This is a genomic window from Streptococcus infantis (assembly GCF_019929665.1).
GTDB lineage: Bacteria > Bacillota > Bacilli > Lactobacillales > Streptococcaceae > Streptococcus > Streptococcus infantis_H.
The window spans coordinates 475,377-492,919 of sequence record NZ_JAHZPZ010000001.1 but is presented as its reverse complement, the minus strand read 5'-3'; the positions used below and the strand labels follow the sequence as shown (position 1 = coordinate 492,919).

Below are 17,543 nucleotides of genomic sequence, written 5' to 3'. Positions count from 1 at the left end.
CCTTTATTCGTAGAAATCCACTTGGGTATCCAATAACTTATCACCATCATAAACAAACTTTGCTGAAAAGAATGGTTTATCTTCTAAAAGCCACTCTACGAAGGTGTGGTCTCCTTCCCAGGTTGGTTTGCTTAAAACCTCATCATAAGGAACCCATTCTAAAGTCCCTTCATTGCAGTCAATTAAATCACCCTCAAACTCCGTCACCTTAAACACATAGGTGTACCAGTCTAAGTCCGGTGTGAACTCAGGAAAGGTTATTACACCTTTGAGGACTGGCTTAGCCTTCAATCCTGTTTCTTCTAAAATCTCGCGGGCCGCACATTCTTGTGGAGTTTCTCCACGCTCTAACTTTCCACCTACACCGATCCATTTTCCTTCATGGACATCATTAGGCTTTTTATTGCGATGAAGCATGAGCAGTTCTTTTCCATTATCAATGTAGCAAATCGTCGCTAACTGGGGCATATTCTCTCCTTATCTAAGCCAATTAATCGGCTCTTGTCCTGTCTCTGTTAAGAATGTATTGGCCTTGGAAAAAGGCTTGGAACTCCAAAATCCTCTGTAAACGGAAAGGGGACTCGGGTGAGCTGATTCAATAATCAGATGCTTAGGATTGGTCACCAATGATTTTTTCTTGCGTGCATAAGCACCCCAGAGAACAAATACTACTGGTCTATCTAAATTATTGACAACCTTAATCACGGCATCCGTGAAAGGCTCCCATATCTGACCAGCATGACCATTGGCCTTCCCAGCAGGAACTGTAAGACAAGCATTGAGAAGTAAAACTCCCTGCTCAGCCCAAGCTGTCAAATCATGGGATGCTTTAACTCCAATATCATCAGCAAGTTCTTTTAAAATATTTTGCAAAGAAGGAGGTGCTGGGATATTATCTGGAACAGAAAAACTCAAACCTTGAGCCTGACCAGGACCATGATAAGGATCCTGACCAAGAATCACCACTTTAACCTCTTCAAGAGGAGTTGTCAAAAGAGCCTGAAAAACCTTTTCCTTTGCTGGATAGACAGTTTCTTGTGCATAAACCTGTTCCATAAAGTGATTGATTTTCCCAAAATAACCTTCCGGTAATTGCTCCTTAATCAAGGCGTGCCAAGATGAGTGTTGCATCTTTCTCTCCTTTATCGTATCCATCTAAAAGCACGTCTTAATTCATCCGTACCATTTTTAAAAAAGCATAAACCATGTGCAAGTATGATTTTATCCGGTTTCCAGTTTAACATAAGGGAAAAGGAAACCTTTGCTTCCCTTTGTCTTCCTAAAAAAGTCATCCGATAGTCAATAGGAGTTTGACCATCAGGGGCTGTTACACGAGCTAAACGATAAATTTTTCTTCGGATTGGACTAGCTATCTTTTCTGGTTCAAAATTCTCTATAAGGTCCGTTACAATTAGTGTTTTAGTTGATTTATGAAAAAACACCACCTCTTCAATGACTGAACTTCCCTTAAAAATGAGTTGATCAATCTCATCAGACCATAATTCAGGAGCCTTATCTGTTAAGGGAGCATCAAATTCCACCTTGACATTCTGACTTTTTGCTCTCTCTTCAACTCCTGGACTAGACCATGCTTGTGCATAAGGATATCTTTTTTTCCAACCTGCAATATAGGCGTAGTGAATCTTATTTGGTGAAATCAGGTAAGCGACTTTGCCCAAAGCATCCAGTTCAGTAAAGAGCTCCTCATTTGGCGCAATAGGAGAATGAATCCAGAGTTTTCCATCGTTTAACTTTATCACTGTCATACGTGTCTGAAAAGGAAGTTTGAAGACCTTCAAGTCCATTTGTATCAAGTCACCATCTGCTATCCAGATATTTTGATCAACTTCCTTTAGTGTATACAATGGTTCATAAAGAGAAAGTTCTAGTCTTGACATCGTTTACTATTCCTTCATTTTTACTGCCTCTATTATAGCAAAAAGTGGCTATTGAAACCACTTTTTACAGTTTATCTAAGAGTTCTAGCAGAGCCTGATAAGAGTCAACTTCGTAAGTTGGCTGGGCTTGTGTGTGATTTTCCAGGTGATGAGGATTGTACCAGATTGTGTCAATCCCTGCATTATTGCCACCTTGGATATCGGCGGTTAGAGAATCTCCAATCATCAGCGCCTTTTCTTTACTAAATCCAGCAATCTGCTGACCTTTTTTTTCATAGAATAGTGCATCAGGTTTTTGCGTTTGCAACTGCTCTGAGATAAAGACTTGATTGAAATAGGGAGCAAGACCTGATTGAGCCATGCGACCTGTCTGAATTGTAGTTATCCCGTTGGTGGCAGCATAGAGTTCATAACCACGATCAATAAGGCTATCTAAGAGTTCCATGGCCCCAGAAAATACCTGCCCCTGTTGAGCTAAATAAAACTGATAACGTTCAGCTAAGTATACGCCATCCTTTTCAATTTCAAAATGAGCAAATAAACGAGAAAAACGTGTGTTGACTAGTTCTTGTTTGGTTATCTTTTTCTCTTCCAAATCCTTCCAGAGAGACTTGTTCATTGGAACGTAATAATCTTTATAGGCTTGAATATCCTCAACACCTTCTTCTTTTAGAAGTTGCGTTAAAGCCACATCCTCGGCAGCATCAAAATCGAGCAAGGTATGGTCGAGGTCGAAAAGTAGAAAATTATAAGTCATAAGTATAGTATCCTAAAGTTTCCAAATAATGGTTGTTAAAATATCTTCACAATCCTTAGCTCTAAGTATATCATATTGAACATCTTATTTCTGAAACTTAGTTCATATCCTAACTAAATTTTTAACTCAGTATAGGTTAAATCTTTTAAAAAGTTTGTAAAAAATGAACAATCTTTTTATTTTTTTGGAAATTTGTCGGAAATATCTTACTATTTTATATTATTATTTGTCTTACACTCCTCATTGTGATATAATTCACCTATAGGATAGTTTTAGTAATAGACTAGGAGGAGGGCAACAATAAGGGTGTCTATAAAATCATCCTATATAAAATAATTGATTCAGGGAGTATTACTTAAAGTACAATATTTTTTTGTATCTTAAGAATACCAATCTAACAAAAGGGAAGGATAATAATGAATAACAAAAAGAAATTGGGAATCTTTTCTTTTATTATTTGCATATTGACAACTGTCTTTGTATTTAGTTTGAATAAAACATTTGCTGAAACCACTGAGGTTTCAGTATCTGGAAAATTTGTGGATACAATCACAAATGTTAAAGTAACGAATAACGAAGGTGGAGATTTAAATTGGGATTTAGAGCAATGGGCTACATTCCTTATCACTGCAAATTTTGATTTAAAAAATAAAAATGTCAAAGCAGGGGATACTACCGTTATATCTGTACCAGACGCTTTGATGATTACTTCACAATCATTCGATATTAAGGATATCAAAACAAATGAGATTATCGCACATGCCAAAGTGAGTGCAGATAACAAGTCCATTTCTTTGACTTATACGGATTATGTTGAAAAATACTCTGACACAAACGGATCTTTCTTCTTCTATGCTCGTGTCGATTTCAAAAAACACCCACAACAAGGAGAAATTCCAATTGAAATCACGATAAACAAGGAAACAAAACCTGCTGGAAAGATAACATTTAAAGGTATCGGAGACGGAAATCCTTATCTTTTAACAAAGACTAGCTGGGTTAACAGTGGAGACCAAAGAGAGATCCAATACACAATTTCTGTCAATCGTACAAAACAAAATATTAAGAATGTTACACTTGAGGATCACTTGCAATTTACCAATGCTTCTTACGAAAAGGATAGTATTAAAATTATTAAAGGTAAATTCTCTTACGATACCGGTGAATGGGTATTCTCAAACCGTGTTGATGTAACAGACCAACACAAGATTACAATTAGCGAAGATGGACAATCTTTCGTTATTGAATTAGGGGACATTACAGAAGAAGACCAATATCGTATTTCTTATAAAGTTCGTCTAAATTATGACCCTGTAGATCGTGAAGTCTTGAGAAATGAAGCAACGCTTAAAGGCCTAGGTATTGAAAACAAGAACGTAATTAATGCTGCTGCCGTTCAAATTCCTGGTGGTGCTGGTGTTGGTTATGTTTACTCAATCAATATCCATAAAGTCGATGAGGCGAATCAACCACTTAAGGGCGCTAAATTTAAAGTAGTTCGTCAAGCTAATAATCAAGTTATTGGTGAGTTTGTATCAGATGATAATGGTAATATTGCTGTTAACAAACTGTTAAAAGATAAATACACCATCACTGAAGTTGAAGCACCATCAGGTTATATCATCAAAGAAGCGGATACTGAAGTTAACGTTGAAGATTTTGGAGCTGATTATTCAGTAACAAAAACGATTGTGAATCCGAAGGAAGAAACAACCACAACAACTACAACGACTACTACAACTGAAGCACCTACAACCACGACTACAACAACAGAGGCACCTACAACCACGACTACAACAACAGAAGCGCCTACAACAACAGAAGCTCCTACAACAACAGAAGCGCCTACAACAACAGAAGCGCCTACAACAACAGAAGCTCCTACAACGACAGAAGCTCCTACAACAACAGAAGCGCCTACAACAACAGAAGCTCCTACAACAACAGAAGCTCCTACAACAACAGAAGCTCCTACAACAACAGAAGCTCCTACTACGACTTCTGTAACTACTACTGAAGCGCCTACAACAACAGAAGCTCCTACAACGACAGAAGCTCCTACAACAACAGAAGCTCCTACAACAACAGAAGCTCCCACAACGACAGAAGCTCCTACAACAACAGAAGCTCCTACAACTTCGGTAACTACTACTGAAGCAACTACTACTGAAGCAACTACAACTCCTTCATCAACTTCCGAAACAACAACTACGGAAGACAAGCCAGGGCTTCCAAATACAGGTGAAAGTAAAGGAACATTGATTACAATCATTGGGGCTGTAACTCTAATTTCATCAATAGTCCTAGTAGCATTCTTGCATAAGTCAAAAAAGACTAAGATAAATTAGAAACTTGAAAAGGATTTACTTTTAATGAGTAAATTCTTTTTTATATTTCTGATTAATAAAAAATCGATAACCTTTTTATAGTTATCGATTTTAAAATATTTAATCTTTTTCACCAAGTTTACTATTGATTGTCATCATAATGCTGGCAATTTTTTCTCCCCAATATGGATCTGAAGCATAAAGGACATTCATACCTGATGATTTATTTCCTAGGTGTGTTCTCCCATTATCGATGTAATTTTCGCGAATCCACTTGGCTGCACCTAAGATACCCTTATCAACATCGTCAAAGCTTTTAGCTGAATCATATGGAGTTGTATCATAGGCAGCAATACCAAAGAAGTTATTCTTATCTTTTGCAATCTGACTTCGTCCCCATGCACTTTCTAGAGCACTGTGAGCCATGAGATAGAGTGCATTCACCTGATAACGTTTCTCCGCTTCTTTGAAGACCTCTCCTTTACCTGCAAGGCGGCTGCCCTGAATATTCATAAGAGAATATACCTTATTCAATTCTTCTGCTGTATAATTTGTTGGCTTTCTTAGATCTCTATAGAGGAATGGGTTCTCAACTTTAAAGTTCTCAAAGTTAACGCCATCTGCTGAATAGTATTTTGTACCAATAGCCATCGATGAACTATGAGGTGCTACACGAACACTGGTATAAGGTGATAACTCGTGATAAAGATAACGACCATCGCTTGTGTAATGAGGGATAAACTCATTATTAGTGTTAACAGCTACAAGGTCACTCTTATTCATAAAACCTGAAAGTCCAGAAATTTGGACTGGGAGTCTGTCACCTTGAGATTCTGTGTCAGAAACAGCAACTATAGTACCTTGGGAAATATAGCTAAGTCTAGCTCCAGAAGCACTATAAACATAGGCTGTTATTGGTTTTACTTTATAATAAGTAGATAGATTAGAGATCCACTTCCCGTTATTTTCAAAGCTATAATTTTTCCCATTGATTTTGAGTGTTCCAGTAGCATATAGTCCATCTTCTTTTAGATAATACCAAGCATTGTAACTCTTATCAAAGATCCACTCATTCTTGGCCATATAACCATATGATTTGAGATAGTAGGACCCTTGCCATTGGTTTTCAGCATAAGAACCATCTGATTTTAAATAGAACCAACTATTGTATTTTTTATCAAAGAACCATTCGTTTTGAGCCATGGCGCCACTCTCTTTTAGGTAGTATTTATCTTTCCATTGACTACTCAACATGACCCCGTCTTTGTCAAATAAGTACCAAGAGCTATTAATCTTTTCCCATTTATTACGAACGACTTTACCTGAATCAGTAGCATAGTACCACTTTTCATCAATTTTTACCCAGTTCTTTTCAGCCATAGCACCGCTAGTCTGAAGAAGATAGTCATTATAAATGGTTTTACTTAACATGATACCAGTTTCATCAAAACGATACCATGAACCGTTAATTTTTTCCCATTTGTTGCGGATAATCTTTCCTGATTCTGTGGCATAGTACCACTTTTTATCCATTTTTACCCAATCTTTTTCAGCCATAGCACCGCTAGTCTGAAGAAGATAGTCATTATAAATGGTTTTGCTTAACATGATACCAGTTTCATCAAAACGATACCATGAACCGTTAATTTTTTCCCATTTGTTGCGGATAATCTTTCCTGATTCTGTGGCATAATACCACTTCTCATCTATTTTTACCCAAGAAGTTTCAACCATAGCACCACTTTTATTAAAGAGATAGTCATCATAAACTGTATTGCTAAGCATGATACCATCGTGGTTAAAATAATACCAAACTCCAGCAATCTTCTTCCAATTTTTGACATCCTTTTTATTTTCATAATAACGCCATTGACCATTCTCTTTTTGCCAACCTTCTTTGTTGACCTCTTCAGTAATTTCTTCTGTTGAAGAGTTATTCTTGGTAAGGGCTGTTTCTTGTTTCTGTGTAGATTGAGAAGAATCTTTTTCTGCCTTGTTTTGTGTTTCGTTCTGATTCTGTTTATCGCCCTGTTCTTGACCTTGAGCTTGCTTTTTCTCTTTAGCTTCCTTACTCGTTGCATTTGCTACAGTTTTTTCTGAACTTTGTACTTTGTTTGTAGCTTGGTTTTCCTCTGCTAATACAGTTGTTTTAGAAATCCCGGCTATGGAAAGAACAATTGTACTTGCTAGTAATATCTTTTTCATTTTTTACCTTTCAATTTTATATTCCCTATATTTTTTACTTCTTACTTATCGTTTTAAAGACAACGTTTATCCACTTTATTATACAATATAATTTCAATTATAAAAGTAACGTCTTAAAGAAGAAAGAAAGTTGTAATATTGTTAAAACAATTTAGAAATAAAAGTCAACAAAAAGTAGTCGAACAGGGTGTGAACGACTACTTTTTATCATTTATCTAAACTTCTGCTGTTCTGACATTCTTCTTCAATCGAATAGGATTTATAAAAATTGATAAAAGAGCTAGTACTGCAAAAGCAATACCTACATACCAGTAAGGGGCATCAAGAGTAGTTGAACGACCAGATAGATTGACAATCCCACGGAATAGTGTTCCTGTTGTAGCAATTGCTACTGCCGAATTCCATAAATTAAGACTAATACGAGAAAATTGAGGAAGAACTTTGAGAAAGATTGCTAGTAGAATTCCTCCAATAAGAGGTACCGCAAATAAATAGTGCATATGGACAGATGTCTCTCCAAAACTAAATGCTTCATAAATTCTAGAAAAAGCAAAGAAGAAAATCGTAATTAGTGTATAAGAGATGGCAGCTTTTTTAAAACGTTTTTTGCCAAGATTAGTAACCGATGTAGACAATATCACTCACCGCCCTTTCTGAAATTTTGTTTCCTCCAGTCGTTGGTTTATTGATAACCTGACCGTTGAAGTAAAGTGTAGAGGAACCCCCACCATCAAGATTGTAGGCAGTTTTTGCACCATATGATTTCATGACCTCAGCAAGCTGATAAAGAGAGAGACCTTCACTTTCAGAAGTACGTCCGTCAGAAACTACAATAATGTAGTGGTTTTCGTCGATAATACCAATAGCTGTACGTGGATTAGAAGCCATAGCTTGTCCAACTTCTTGGTTTTTTCCTACTGCTATTTCACCATTTTCGACCAAGGCAGGACCAAAAGCTAGGAGATTAATAACTCCGTCTTTGACAAGTTGCTCAGCTGAAATCTGATCCTCGTAAATAATCTTGAAAGAACCATCTTTATAAATGGCTAAATCACCATTATTAGAATTTTTACGGACAGTATCACGATAGACAACTCCATTACGGATAACATAACCCGAAGAGTTGGCACCGTAATAGTCGCCATTGACTGCTAAAATTGCATCATTATCTGCAGCAGTGACAGATGTTTTAGCTGTTACGTTTGTTCCAAATAATTTTTGAGCAAATGCTGTTTTTAGATATTCTGATGAACTTACTGTAACATCTGCAACATACACTTGGGTATGATTAACCGTCGTTTCAGTCAAATTGATAGAGATATTCTCGTCCTTATAACTTGAGTTAGTTACTGTTGCTGTTTTAGCAGCTTGACTAGCTTGAGCTGTATTGGAACTTGTATTAGTTGTTGCTACTGTCGAAATAGTTTCAGCGAGTACAAAAGTTTTAAACATTGAGTAACTAAAGGATCCTGTCAAGAGTAAACCGAGAACCGAGGCATAAGCATATGGTTTCTTTAAAAATTTCATAATACAGTTGATGTCCTTTCCTTAAAAATCAATTTCTTTTGCACTGTCCAAGAGACAGCGAAGAGAAGGATGCCGACGATAACTTTGGCAATCAGAAGGTTGATACCAAATACAGTAAAGAATAGACGAATAAGCAGAGTATCTAAAACAAAGAGTCCGACTGCTAGACCAAAGTACCCCATCCCTGTTTTCACAAGGCTATCGTCGTTTTTAAAGACTAGTTTTTTATTTGTAGAGTAGTTAAAAATAGAGCTTGTCACACGAGCTAGTCCATTAGCTAGGAAAATTCGGAAACTTGTTGGTGCTGTTGGTAAAAACAAGATTGCAATAGCGTAAACAAGATAGTCTACAACAAAGCTACTGAGTGATGATAAGGCAAATTTAAAGATATTTTTATAAATCATGAGCCCATCTTTTATTGGTCGGAAGTGTGAATCCTCGTTATCATTGATATAGACAGTTTCAATGGGAACTTCTAAAATTTGATATTCTTTAGTAGCTTCAAGTAACATATTCATTTCATATTCATAACGTTGTCCTTCGATTTTTAGCATAAAAGGAATAAGATTTGTTGTAAAAGCTCGAAGTCCTGTCTGAGTATCTGCTACTTCTACCCCAGTTTGAATCTTAAAAAGTGCTTTTGTTAAGCTATTTCCAAAACGGCTACGAAGAGGTACTTTACCTGTGAAGGCACGCACACCCAAGATTAGCTTGTTAGGATTTTCAGAAGCTTTGTTAGCCGTACGGAAAATATCCCAAATCTTATGCTGACCATCTGCGTCTGCCGTTACAACCGTTCCATAGCTGTTTTGTTGTTGGATATAAGTAAAGGCTGTTTTAAGCGCTTGGCCTTTACCTTGGTTCTCTTGGTGACGGAGTACCGTAGCATATTGTTCTGCTTTATCAAAGATATTTTGACACTTTGATGAACTACCGTCGTCGATAACTAGAATACGAAAATCACTCTTTTCGTGGATTTTTTCGATGAGTTTGATAAGTTTATTATCAGGTTGATAAGCTGGAATTACTATATAGTTCATACCGGCACTCCTTTCTTAGTGATGGTATAACTATACAGAATATCGCTTAAAGATACCTTATATCAGTTTTCTTTAAGAAAAAGTTAAAGAAACTTTAAGACTGGAACTAGTTTTCTTTAGAAAGCAAAAACAATCAATATTAATAAATATACAAAAATCCTCAAATAGCAAATGAATTTGAGGATGGAATTTATTATAAAATAAACTATTTATTCTATTTTATCTCTTAATTTCTCGACAAAGAGATAGGCTGCGGGACAGGTTAAAGTATTTTTGATAGTCAAATTATTGATTTGATAAATCTTTTTACGGTCGGTATGTGGAAATTCTCTACAGGCCTTGGGACGGACATCATAGATGGAACAGAGATTGTCACCACCGAGAAATGGACATGGCATTGACTTAAAGATCTTATCACCGTCTTCATCTACCTGTAGAAATTCATCTTCGAAGGCAGGTAATTTCATTTTAAAGTACTTGGCAATGCGTGTGATATCTGCTTCTTTAAAGTCTGGTCCAAGGCTCTTGCAGCAGTTAGCACAGGCTGTACAATCAATTTCTTCAAAAACTTCTTGGTGAATTTCAAGGGCAATCTTATCTAGGTTTTTTGGAGCCTTCTTTTTCAGATTTCCAAGAAATTTACGATGCTCTTTTTGCTTTTGTAAAGCTAATTGGTGATAGTATTCGATATCGATTTCTTTTGACATAGATTCTTTTACATCCTTTTCTGAAACTAGTATACCATAACTGAAAATAAATAAAAACTACTGCCATTAAGGCAATAGTTTTTACAAGATTAGTTAGCTTCGACCACCTCAACCATATCTTTGCCAAGTAAGATTAAATATTTTTCAACTTGATCTATTTGGTAAGAACGAGACAAGGCTTCTGCATATAGAGATAATTGACCTCTATAATGTTCAATCAGTTGACTTGGATATTCATAATGATCTGTCTTGTAGTCAAAGAGAACAATTTTATCCTCATAGAGGAGATAACCATCTAAAATTCCACGGACAACAAAGTCTTCCTTACTCTTAGCATCTCTTTTTAACATAGAGAAGGGTTGTTCTCGATAAAGTTTATCTTGATTTGCAAGAATCTCTTGACCAAGATCTGTATTAAAGAAGGACAAGATTTTTTCTAGATTAACTTTATCTTTAACAGTTGAAGTTGCCTGAACTTGCTCCAAGGCTTCTGTCAAGGTTTCCAAAGTAGGTTTCTTAGCGAGATTGATTCGCTGCATGAGTTCATGGGTAGCACTACCAATCTCAGCTCCAGTGACTTTTTCTGTCTTAGAGAAGTCTGGAAGTTCAAACTGAATCATAGTTTCTTTTGGTTTAGATTGACCAGCTACTACTACACCTTCCATATCCATGACTGGTTCATAAAACTTCTTAATCTGACTTGGAGTCTGAACACTCGGAAGATTAATCGCTGCACGGTGGATTTCATTATACACTTCCACTTCTTTCAGCATTTCTAAAGCTTCCTTAATGGTATCAGACTGACGGTTGCTTGCCTGAGAAAGATCTTGGAGCTGGCTTTTAGTTTCCAATTTACCGATAGCTTCTTCTGTCAGTTGTTCTTCACCCTCGAAACGAACACTAAAGTGTAAGTCCTCTTTAGAAAAAGCTTGATAGATGGCCCAAATCCAGTCCTGGAAATTTTGAGCATCTAACCTGGTTTGACGAGTTAGGAGGCCTTGTCCATTTGTCGGGCATTCTTTAGACTCCAACTTTTCCCTTGATCCCTTTCCAACTAGATAGAGTTTTTTCTCAGCACGAGTCATGGCTACATACAGTAAACGCATCAACTCAGAATAGCTTGCTAATTGGAGCTCCTCCTCAATTTGACTATAAGTCAAGCTTGGAATGGATAACTTAATCGTAGATGGAAGATATTCCTCTTTTGCATTTGTAGCTACTCTAGCAACATACTTGAGACCAAGGCCATTTTTACGACTTAGGATAACTTCAGACATGGAATCTTGCTTGTTAAATTGCTGATCAATATTGAGAATAAAGACATAAGGGAACTCAAGCCCCTTACTCTTATGAATACTCATAAGCTCCAATACATCCTTAGGTGGAGCTACAGTGACACTGGCAAGGTCGTGCTTGGCTTCCAAGACTTGATCAATCATAGTTATGAAACGTGATAAGCCTTTAAAATTACTCTTTTCAAACTGATCAGCTCGTAGTGCTAGGGCATAGAGGTTGGCCTGTCTAGCCTGACCATTTGGTAAAGCACCAACATAATCATAGTAGAAACGTTCGCTATAAATTTTCCAAATAAGGTCATAAAGCGAATGCGTTTTTGAGAACAAACGCCAAGAATTAACAGTTTCCAAGAAAAGGTTAAGCTTTTTATGGAGTTCAGATTTTATTAAATCCTTTTGGATACTAGTTTTTGCTTGAGCATTGACTAGTTTTTCATAAAAGTTCTCTTGAACCTTATCCTCAGAATTTTGAAGAGCTAGACGAGCCAATTCATCTTCATCAAAGCTAAACATAGGAGACTTCATGAGAGCTACTAAAGCGAAGTCTTGCAGAGGATTATGGATAACACGAAGAGTATCCAACATAACCTGCACTTCTAAAGATTGCAAATAATTGTTTTGAGCGCCATCCGTTTTAACTGGTATCCCATATTCCGACAAAGCAAGTAGAACCTGGTCATTGCGACTTCTGCTGGCAGTCAAGAGAGCAATGTCATTGAAAGGGACACCTTTGTCATTATGAAGATGCAATATCTCCTTAATGACCATTCGCATTTCACCAGTCAATTTGTTGGTCGAAAACTCTTCCTCTTCCTTAGAATCACCATCAACATCCTTATCATACAAGAGGACTTCTGCCTTGTTTTCTGGATCTGGGTGTAAATCAGTATTTCCGAAAATAAGTTGATGCATGCCGTCATAAGAAATCTCTCCAACTTCCTCATCCATGAGATGCTTAAAGACGTCATTGGTAGCATTTAGTACTTCAGAACTACTACGGAAATTTTCTTTAAGCAGAATTAACTGACCTTCTTTGCCATCCTTAGCAAAGCTGTGGAATTTTTCATTAAATATCTGGGCATCTGCCTGTCTAAAACGATAAATAGACTGTTTAATATCTCCCACCATAAAACGGTTATGCCCGTTAGAGAGGAGCTCCAACATTCTTTCCTGGATATGGTTGGTATCTTGGTACTCATCGACCATGACTTCGTGGAAGCGTTCCTGATACTCTTGTCGCACCTGAGGGAAGTTTTCCAATATCTCAATGGTATAGTGGCTGATATCCGCAAATTCAAAGGCATTCTCTTCGCGTTTACGCTTTTGATAGGCGTCAACAAAATCACTCATAAAAACTTGAAAAGTCTTTGCTAAGTCCCAAGACTCTTGATGATATTTTTCCTGGAATTTCAATAAAGTAAGTTGGTCATTTAATGCAATTAACTTTTCAAACTTATCTTTTCTCTCTTGGTTGTACGCTTCTTTTAGTTCTAGGAGTTCAGCCTTGCGACTAGCATTTGTTAGAGCACGGCCACCCTTATCTTTAGAAATACTCACAACTCGTTCTAAAACTTCTTGGTATTGTTCAAAAGTAGATTCGTGAGTTAAAGCACCGATTTCATCAAGAACTAGTTGAACAGCCTCTAAATACGCTGCTTTACCAAATTCCTTGGAATCATTCTCTAGATGGTAACGGAAGAAACTTTCTAAATCCCAGAGTCTTTGCTGAATGTCTTGGGCCAGCTTTTCTTTAGAAATAGTAAAATCGGCCTTTTCGAATCCTTTTAAGAAAGATTCCTGTAGCCAGGCCTGAGGATTACTAGTGGATTGTAAGAACTCATAAATCATATAGACCTGTTTACGCAATCCACGTGCATCCTTACTTTTACCCGCAAAGTTCTTGACCAGCTGACTAAACTGTTCTTGTTCCTTACCTTGGTAGTGTTTTTCAAAAACCTGCCGAAAGACTTCGTTTTTTAAGAGGAGTTGCTCACTTTCATTCTCAAGAATCCGAAAATTTGGGGCGAGGTCAATCAGATAACCATGTTTAGCCAGGAACTTCTGAGTAAAAGAGTCCATAGTTCCGATGGCAGCGTTTGGTAAATCAGCTAATTGTCTTCCAAGATGCTTTTTTAGCTCCAAATCTTGAGTCTCTTGGATTTGTTGGCTGATTTTCTTTTCCAAGCGTTCTTTTAACTCGGTTGCTGCCTTTACCGTAAAGGTTGAGATAAAGAGTTGGCGAATTTCTACACCACGCGCTAGTTGATCAAGTATTCGTTCAGCCATGACAAAAGTTTTTCCTGAGCCAGCTGATGCTGAGACCAGAATATTTTGACCAGAACTGTAAATAGCTTGAATTTGCTCAGCAGTTTTCTTGGGTTTCTTGTCAGATTGAGCTTCTTCTATCTGCAACTTTTCAATCTCTTCTTGGGATAAAAATTTCATCGCTCCAACTCCTCTCTAATTATATTAAACCATGTTTCCTTATCATTGCTCTTAGCAACCTTATCTAACAATCTAGCCTGACCTAAATGGTAATTAGCTTCAAAACCAGTTATCGACTGATATTGTTGGACATATGGGGCAATACTTCTGCCGTCTTCTGTGTAAGGATTGATAGCAAATCTACCAGATAAAATCTTCTCTGCTGCTTTCTTATAAATAAGGGCGTTATAGTCCAGCAATAACTGGAATTCCTCATCAGACAACTGATAGGTCTTGTTTTTATTATATAGTTCACCAAGATTCTTTATTTCTTTTTCAAGAAATAGCCCTTGATATTTCATACTCTTAGTCGTTTCTGCTAAAGCCTTTGAAAGTGTTTTAACAGATTGTAAGGACTGAACTGGCTCACCCATCTCTAAATACATAGCACCAAAGAAGTCTGTATTCCCTTCTTTCTTAAGAGCAGCTAGATAGGTTGGTAATTGTGAATTAAGGCCGTTATAAAAGAGAGGGAAGTTAAACTGAGTTAGAGAAGATTTGTAATCGACAACACCAATCGCATCACTTGTCTTTAAGCGATCTATACGGTCGACTTTACCACGGACATAGACATTTCTGCCGTTATCTAACTGAACAAAAGCTTGTTCCTTACCACCAAAGACTGCTTCTTCCTGAATTGTTTCAATTTCAGAATTGTGACGAAGAATGTGCCCAGTTGCACGCGCAACGTCTAAAAGAACTTCCTTGGTTAATTGAGCTTCCAAACTTTCTTGATAAATCGCTTGAAATTCTCGCTCTTGACTGGTTTCAGAGATTGCTTGCTCTAAGCGACGATCAAAAGATGTATCAGCAGGAAGTTTCATAGCCCGTTCAAAAATACGATGCAAGTAATTCCCATGACTTCGTGCATCAGGCCGCAAACGTAATTCTTCTTGCAAGCCTAAGACATATCGAAGGAAATAACTGTATTCGTTTCGATAAAACTCTGTCAATCCAGAAGTTGATAGATAGAAATCTTGATCTTGAGGATACAAGGCTTCCAGAGTTTCAGTAGCTAAGGTCTTACTTTTCGGACTTGTCGGTAGGACAGGATTATCAAGACCTTGATCTTCTAATCTTCTCCCCATGACACGAGCTAGAACCTTAATAAAGGTTAAGTCCTGCTCACTTGTCTCCGACTCACCTTGCTGGTGATAAGCAACAAGACTAGACAACAGACTGTGATAAGAACCAATATCATCCTTTGTTATATTTTTTCGGTCAATTCTCTTTTCAATCTTGGTAAAACCAAAATCCTGCAATTCTTTCAGATAAATTGACTCTTTACTCTCGTTTTCATTGAGTAGACTAGGCGCTGATAAGACTAATTGTTTCTTGGCAGAATTTACCAAAGAAAGCATGGTATAGCGATTCTTCTTAAGATTTTCATGGCTAGCAATCAATAATTGAGAGCCATCTTCAGTAACCTGGTTTAAAACTTCTCTTTCTTCATCACTCAAAAGACTAGTATTTTGGGTGATTTTAGGTAGATGATCCTGGGTTAAGCCAAGTGCATAGATGTAATCAGAAGTCAAAGGCGAAATCAAATCATAACTTTGCACCAGAACAGTATCTACCGTTGCTGGGATTGTACGATAATTTGACAAGGACATCCCTGAGTGAAGAAGAGCCAAGAAATCATCTAAAGCAACCTGAGACCCTTCAAAAACAGTAGCAAATTGCTCCATTACGTGACAAAATGCTTTCCAGACCTCCTCTTGTCTTTCTTGCTCTGCCGCTTCCATGGTTTCAGATAAGGATTGTAATTGCTTGGTCACAGATGCATCCTTCAAAAAGTTGTTCCATTTTGTAAGGATATTTTCAACTTTTTGCTTACGACTAGATAAAAGAGTTTCTAGTGGATCTAGAACACGGAGACGAAGCTCATTTAATTTTTCTAAATCAAATTTCCCATGATGGTTTTTTGTAAATTCTTGTTTAAAGTTAGAAAGGCCATCAATACCTAAATAGCGGATATATTGTTCAAAGCTATCGATTTCCTCTTGGGAAAGGTCAGTGTATAAGCCGGTTCGTAAGAGATTAATCAAATCTTCCTGACGGAAATAATAACGTTTGAGGCGTCCCACAGATTCTACAAATTGAGTCAAAGGATGATGAGTCATAGACTCGCTTTTACCTAGATAAAAAGGAATCTGATATTGATTAAAAATTGTCTGCAAGGACAGTTTATAAGACTCTACGTCACCAAGTAAGATGCGAAAATTCTTATAGCTAAGTTTTGACTCTTGATGCAATTTCTTACGGATACTACGAGCAACTAACTCCAGCTCTTCTTTTTGTGTCAGACAAGACCAGATTTGCAATTCTTCTCTATCCTTAGCATCCACTTCTAAGCTAATTTCAGAATAATCATAAGCACTTTCCAGTAATTTTGAGGCTTTAGCAAAGGCATCAAGATTTTTATGTTCTTGACAGGCATCTTCTGCCTTGGTCTTATATTTAAAAGCTAAATGACGTAGAAATTCAACACTGGCTTGATAGAGGTTCCCTTCACTAAAAGAGCTATTATAGGCTCTCTTAGACGCATATACACCAATAATAATCTCAACACCCTTACGATGAAGCAAATCCACTAGGTGTTCCTCTTCTGCAGAAAATCGGGTAAAACCATCAATGACAAGGGCAATCTTACTAAAATCACTACTTACCTTGTTTTCTTCGATAGCATCAATCAGATAGGATAATGGACTCCCCTGTGAAACTTGACCTTGATTTAAATAAGCTGTTATCTTTTCAAAAATCAAGATTAAATCAGAGCGTTTATCAGCATCTGTCAAACTTTCCAAGTCCAAAAAATTCATATTTGCAGTTGAAATTTCATGATAAATCTCAATCAGTTGCTGGATGAATTGAGGATCTTGTTTAATAGCCCCGTAAACACGTAAATCCTTAGGGTCAATCTCGGACAGACATTTATAGAAAGCCATACCAAGACCGATATCATCGAGACTTGACCTCTCAGGAATATCATTTAAAACCAGATAGCGAGCCATTTGGGCGAAGCGCGTGACTGTGATAGCAAAAGAAGCCTGCTGGCTTAAACATTCCAGCACGGCACGTTCCTTTTCAAAAGAAAGAGAGTTAGGGGCGATATAAAAGACTCGTTTGCCTTGGGTAACTAGTCCTTGAGCCTCCTTGGTTAGGATTTCTGTCAAAGAAGTCCGAATATCGGTATAAAGTAGTTTCATCTCTGCCTCGTTTGTTTTTGTCATTACCTTTTATTATATCATTTTTTAAGTCAAAACAGATTGATATAAAGTCCTAATTTTAACCTGTCCCATA

At 37.1% G+C, this 17,543-nt stretch carries 12 protein-coding genes; 1 reads left to right on the top strand and 11 read right to left on the bottom strand.

Features of this window, described 5'->3' with window-relative positions; genetic code table 11:
- Positions 1-3 precede the first annotated feature (3 nt).
- From K1I61_RS02325 to pynA, 4 genes are all read right to left on the bottom strand, one after another.
- Positions 4-468 (bottom strand): NUDIX hydrolase, encoded by a 465-nt coding sequence (locus K1I61_RS02325; RefSeq protein ID WP_001135768.1) that lies wholly within the window; start codon positions 466-468, stop codon positions 4-6.
- A gap of 9 nt (positions 469-477) precedes the next feature.
- Positions 478-1,131, bottom strand: coding sequence for a uracil-DNA glycosylase (locus tag K1I61_RS02320; protein ID WP_223333043.1), 654 nt, complete (start codon positions 1,129-1,131; stop codon positions 478-480).
- A gap of 11 nt (positions 1,132-1,142) precedes the next feature.
- On the bottom strand, positions 1,143-1,898 hold the full coding sequence (locus K1I61_RS02315; protein WP_223333040.1) for a DUF4336 domain-containing protein: 756 nt from the start codon (positions 1,896-1,898) through the stop codon (positions 1,143-1,145).
- A 64-nt stretch (positions 1,899-1,962) separates the two neighbouring features.
- A complete protein-coding gene (gene pynA, locus K1I61_RS02310) occupies positions 1,963-2,655 on the bottom strand; it encodes a pyrimidine 5'-nucleotidase PynA (RefSeq protein WP_223333038.1) in 693 nt (230 codons plus the stop codon).
- Positions 2,656-3,071: 416 nt separating this feature from the next.
- On the opposite strand from pynA, the gene K1I61_RS02305 reads away from it, so the two are divergent.
- Complete coding sequence (locus K1I61_RS02305) at positions 3,072-5,003, top strand: LPXTG cell wall anchor domain-containing protein (RefSeq protein WP_223333035.1); 1,932 nt, start codon at positions 3,072-3,074, stop codon at positions 5,001-5,003.
- Positions 5,004-5,102: 99 nt separating this feature from the next.
- On the opposite strand, the gene K1I61_RS02300 is transcribed toward K1I61_RS02305, so the two are convergent.
- The 7 genes from K1I61_RS02300 to rexB all read right to left on the bottom strand — a co-directional run bounded on the left by K1I61_RS02300 (position 5,103) and on the right by rexB (position 17,449).
- On the bottom strand, positions 5,103-7,187 hold the full coding sequence (locus tag K1I61_RS02300) for a glucosaminidase domain-containing protein (RefSeq protein WP_223335798.1): 2,085 nt from the start codon (positions 7,185-7,187) through the stop codon (positions 5,103-5,105).
- 215 nt (positions 7,188-7,402) lie between these two features.
- Entirely contained in the window at positions 7,403-7,828 is a 426-nt protein-coding gene (locus K1I61_RS02295) for a hypothetical protein (protein WP_223333030.1), read from the bottom strand.
- Positions 7,803-8,714, bottom strand: coding sequence for a phosphodiester glycosidase family protein (locus K1I61_RS02290; protein WP_223333025.1), 912 nt, complete (start codon positions 8,712-8,714; stop codon positions 7,803-7,805). Before K1I61_RS02290 ends, K1I61_RS02295 begins: the two co-directional genes overlap by 26 nt.
- Positions 8,711-9,754, bottom strand: a complete 1,044-nt coding sequence (locus tag K1I61_RS02285; RefSeq protein ID WP_223333024.1) for a bifunctional glycosyltransferase family 2/GtrA family protein — start codon at positions 9,752-9,754, stop codon at positions 8,711-8,713. Before K1I61_RS02285 ends, K1I61_RS02290 begins: the two co-directional genes overlap by 4 nt.
- Before the next feature lie 209 nt (positions 9,755-9,963).
- The gene (locus tag K1I61_RS02280; RefSeq protein WP_006152239.1) at positions 9,964-10,461 is read right to left on the bottom strand and encodes a YkgJ family cysteine cluster protein; all 498 of its coding nucleotides are present in this window, start codon (positions 10,459-10,461) and stop codon (positions 9,964-9,966) included.
- 89 nt (positions 10,462-10,550) lie between these two features.
- Positions 10,551-14,201 carry a helicase-exonuclease AddAB subunit AddA gene (gene addA, locus K1I61_RS02275; protein ID WP_223333023.1) on the bottom strand — a complete coding sequence of 1,217 codons (3,651 nt, stop codon included), beginning with the start codon at positions 14,199-14,201 and terminating at the stop codon, positions 10,551-10,553.
- Positions 14,198-17,449, bottom strand: coding sequence for an ATP-dependent nuclease subunit B (gene rexB, locus K1I61_RS02270; protein ID WP_223333184.1), 3,252 nt, complete (start codon positions 17,447-17,449; stop codon positions 14,198-14,200). The genes addA and rexB overlap by 4 nt, the downstream gene beginning before the upstream one ends.
- Positions 17,450-17,543 lie beyond the last annotated feature (94 nt).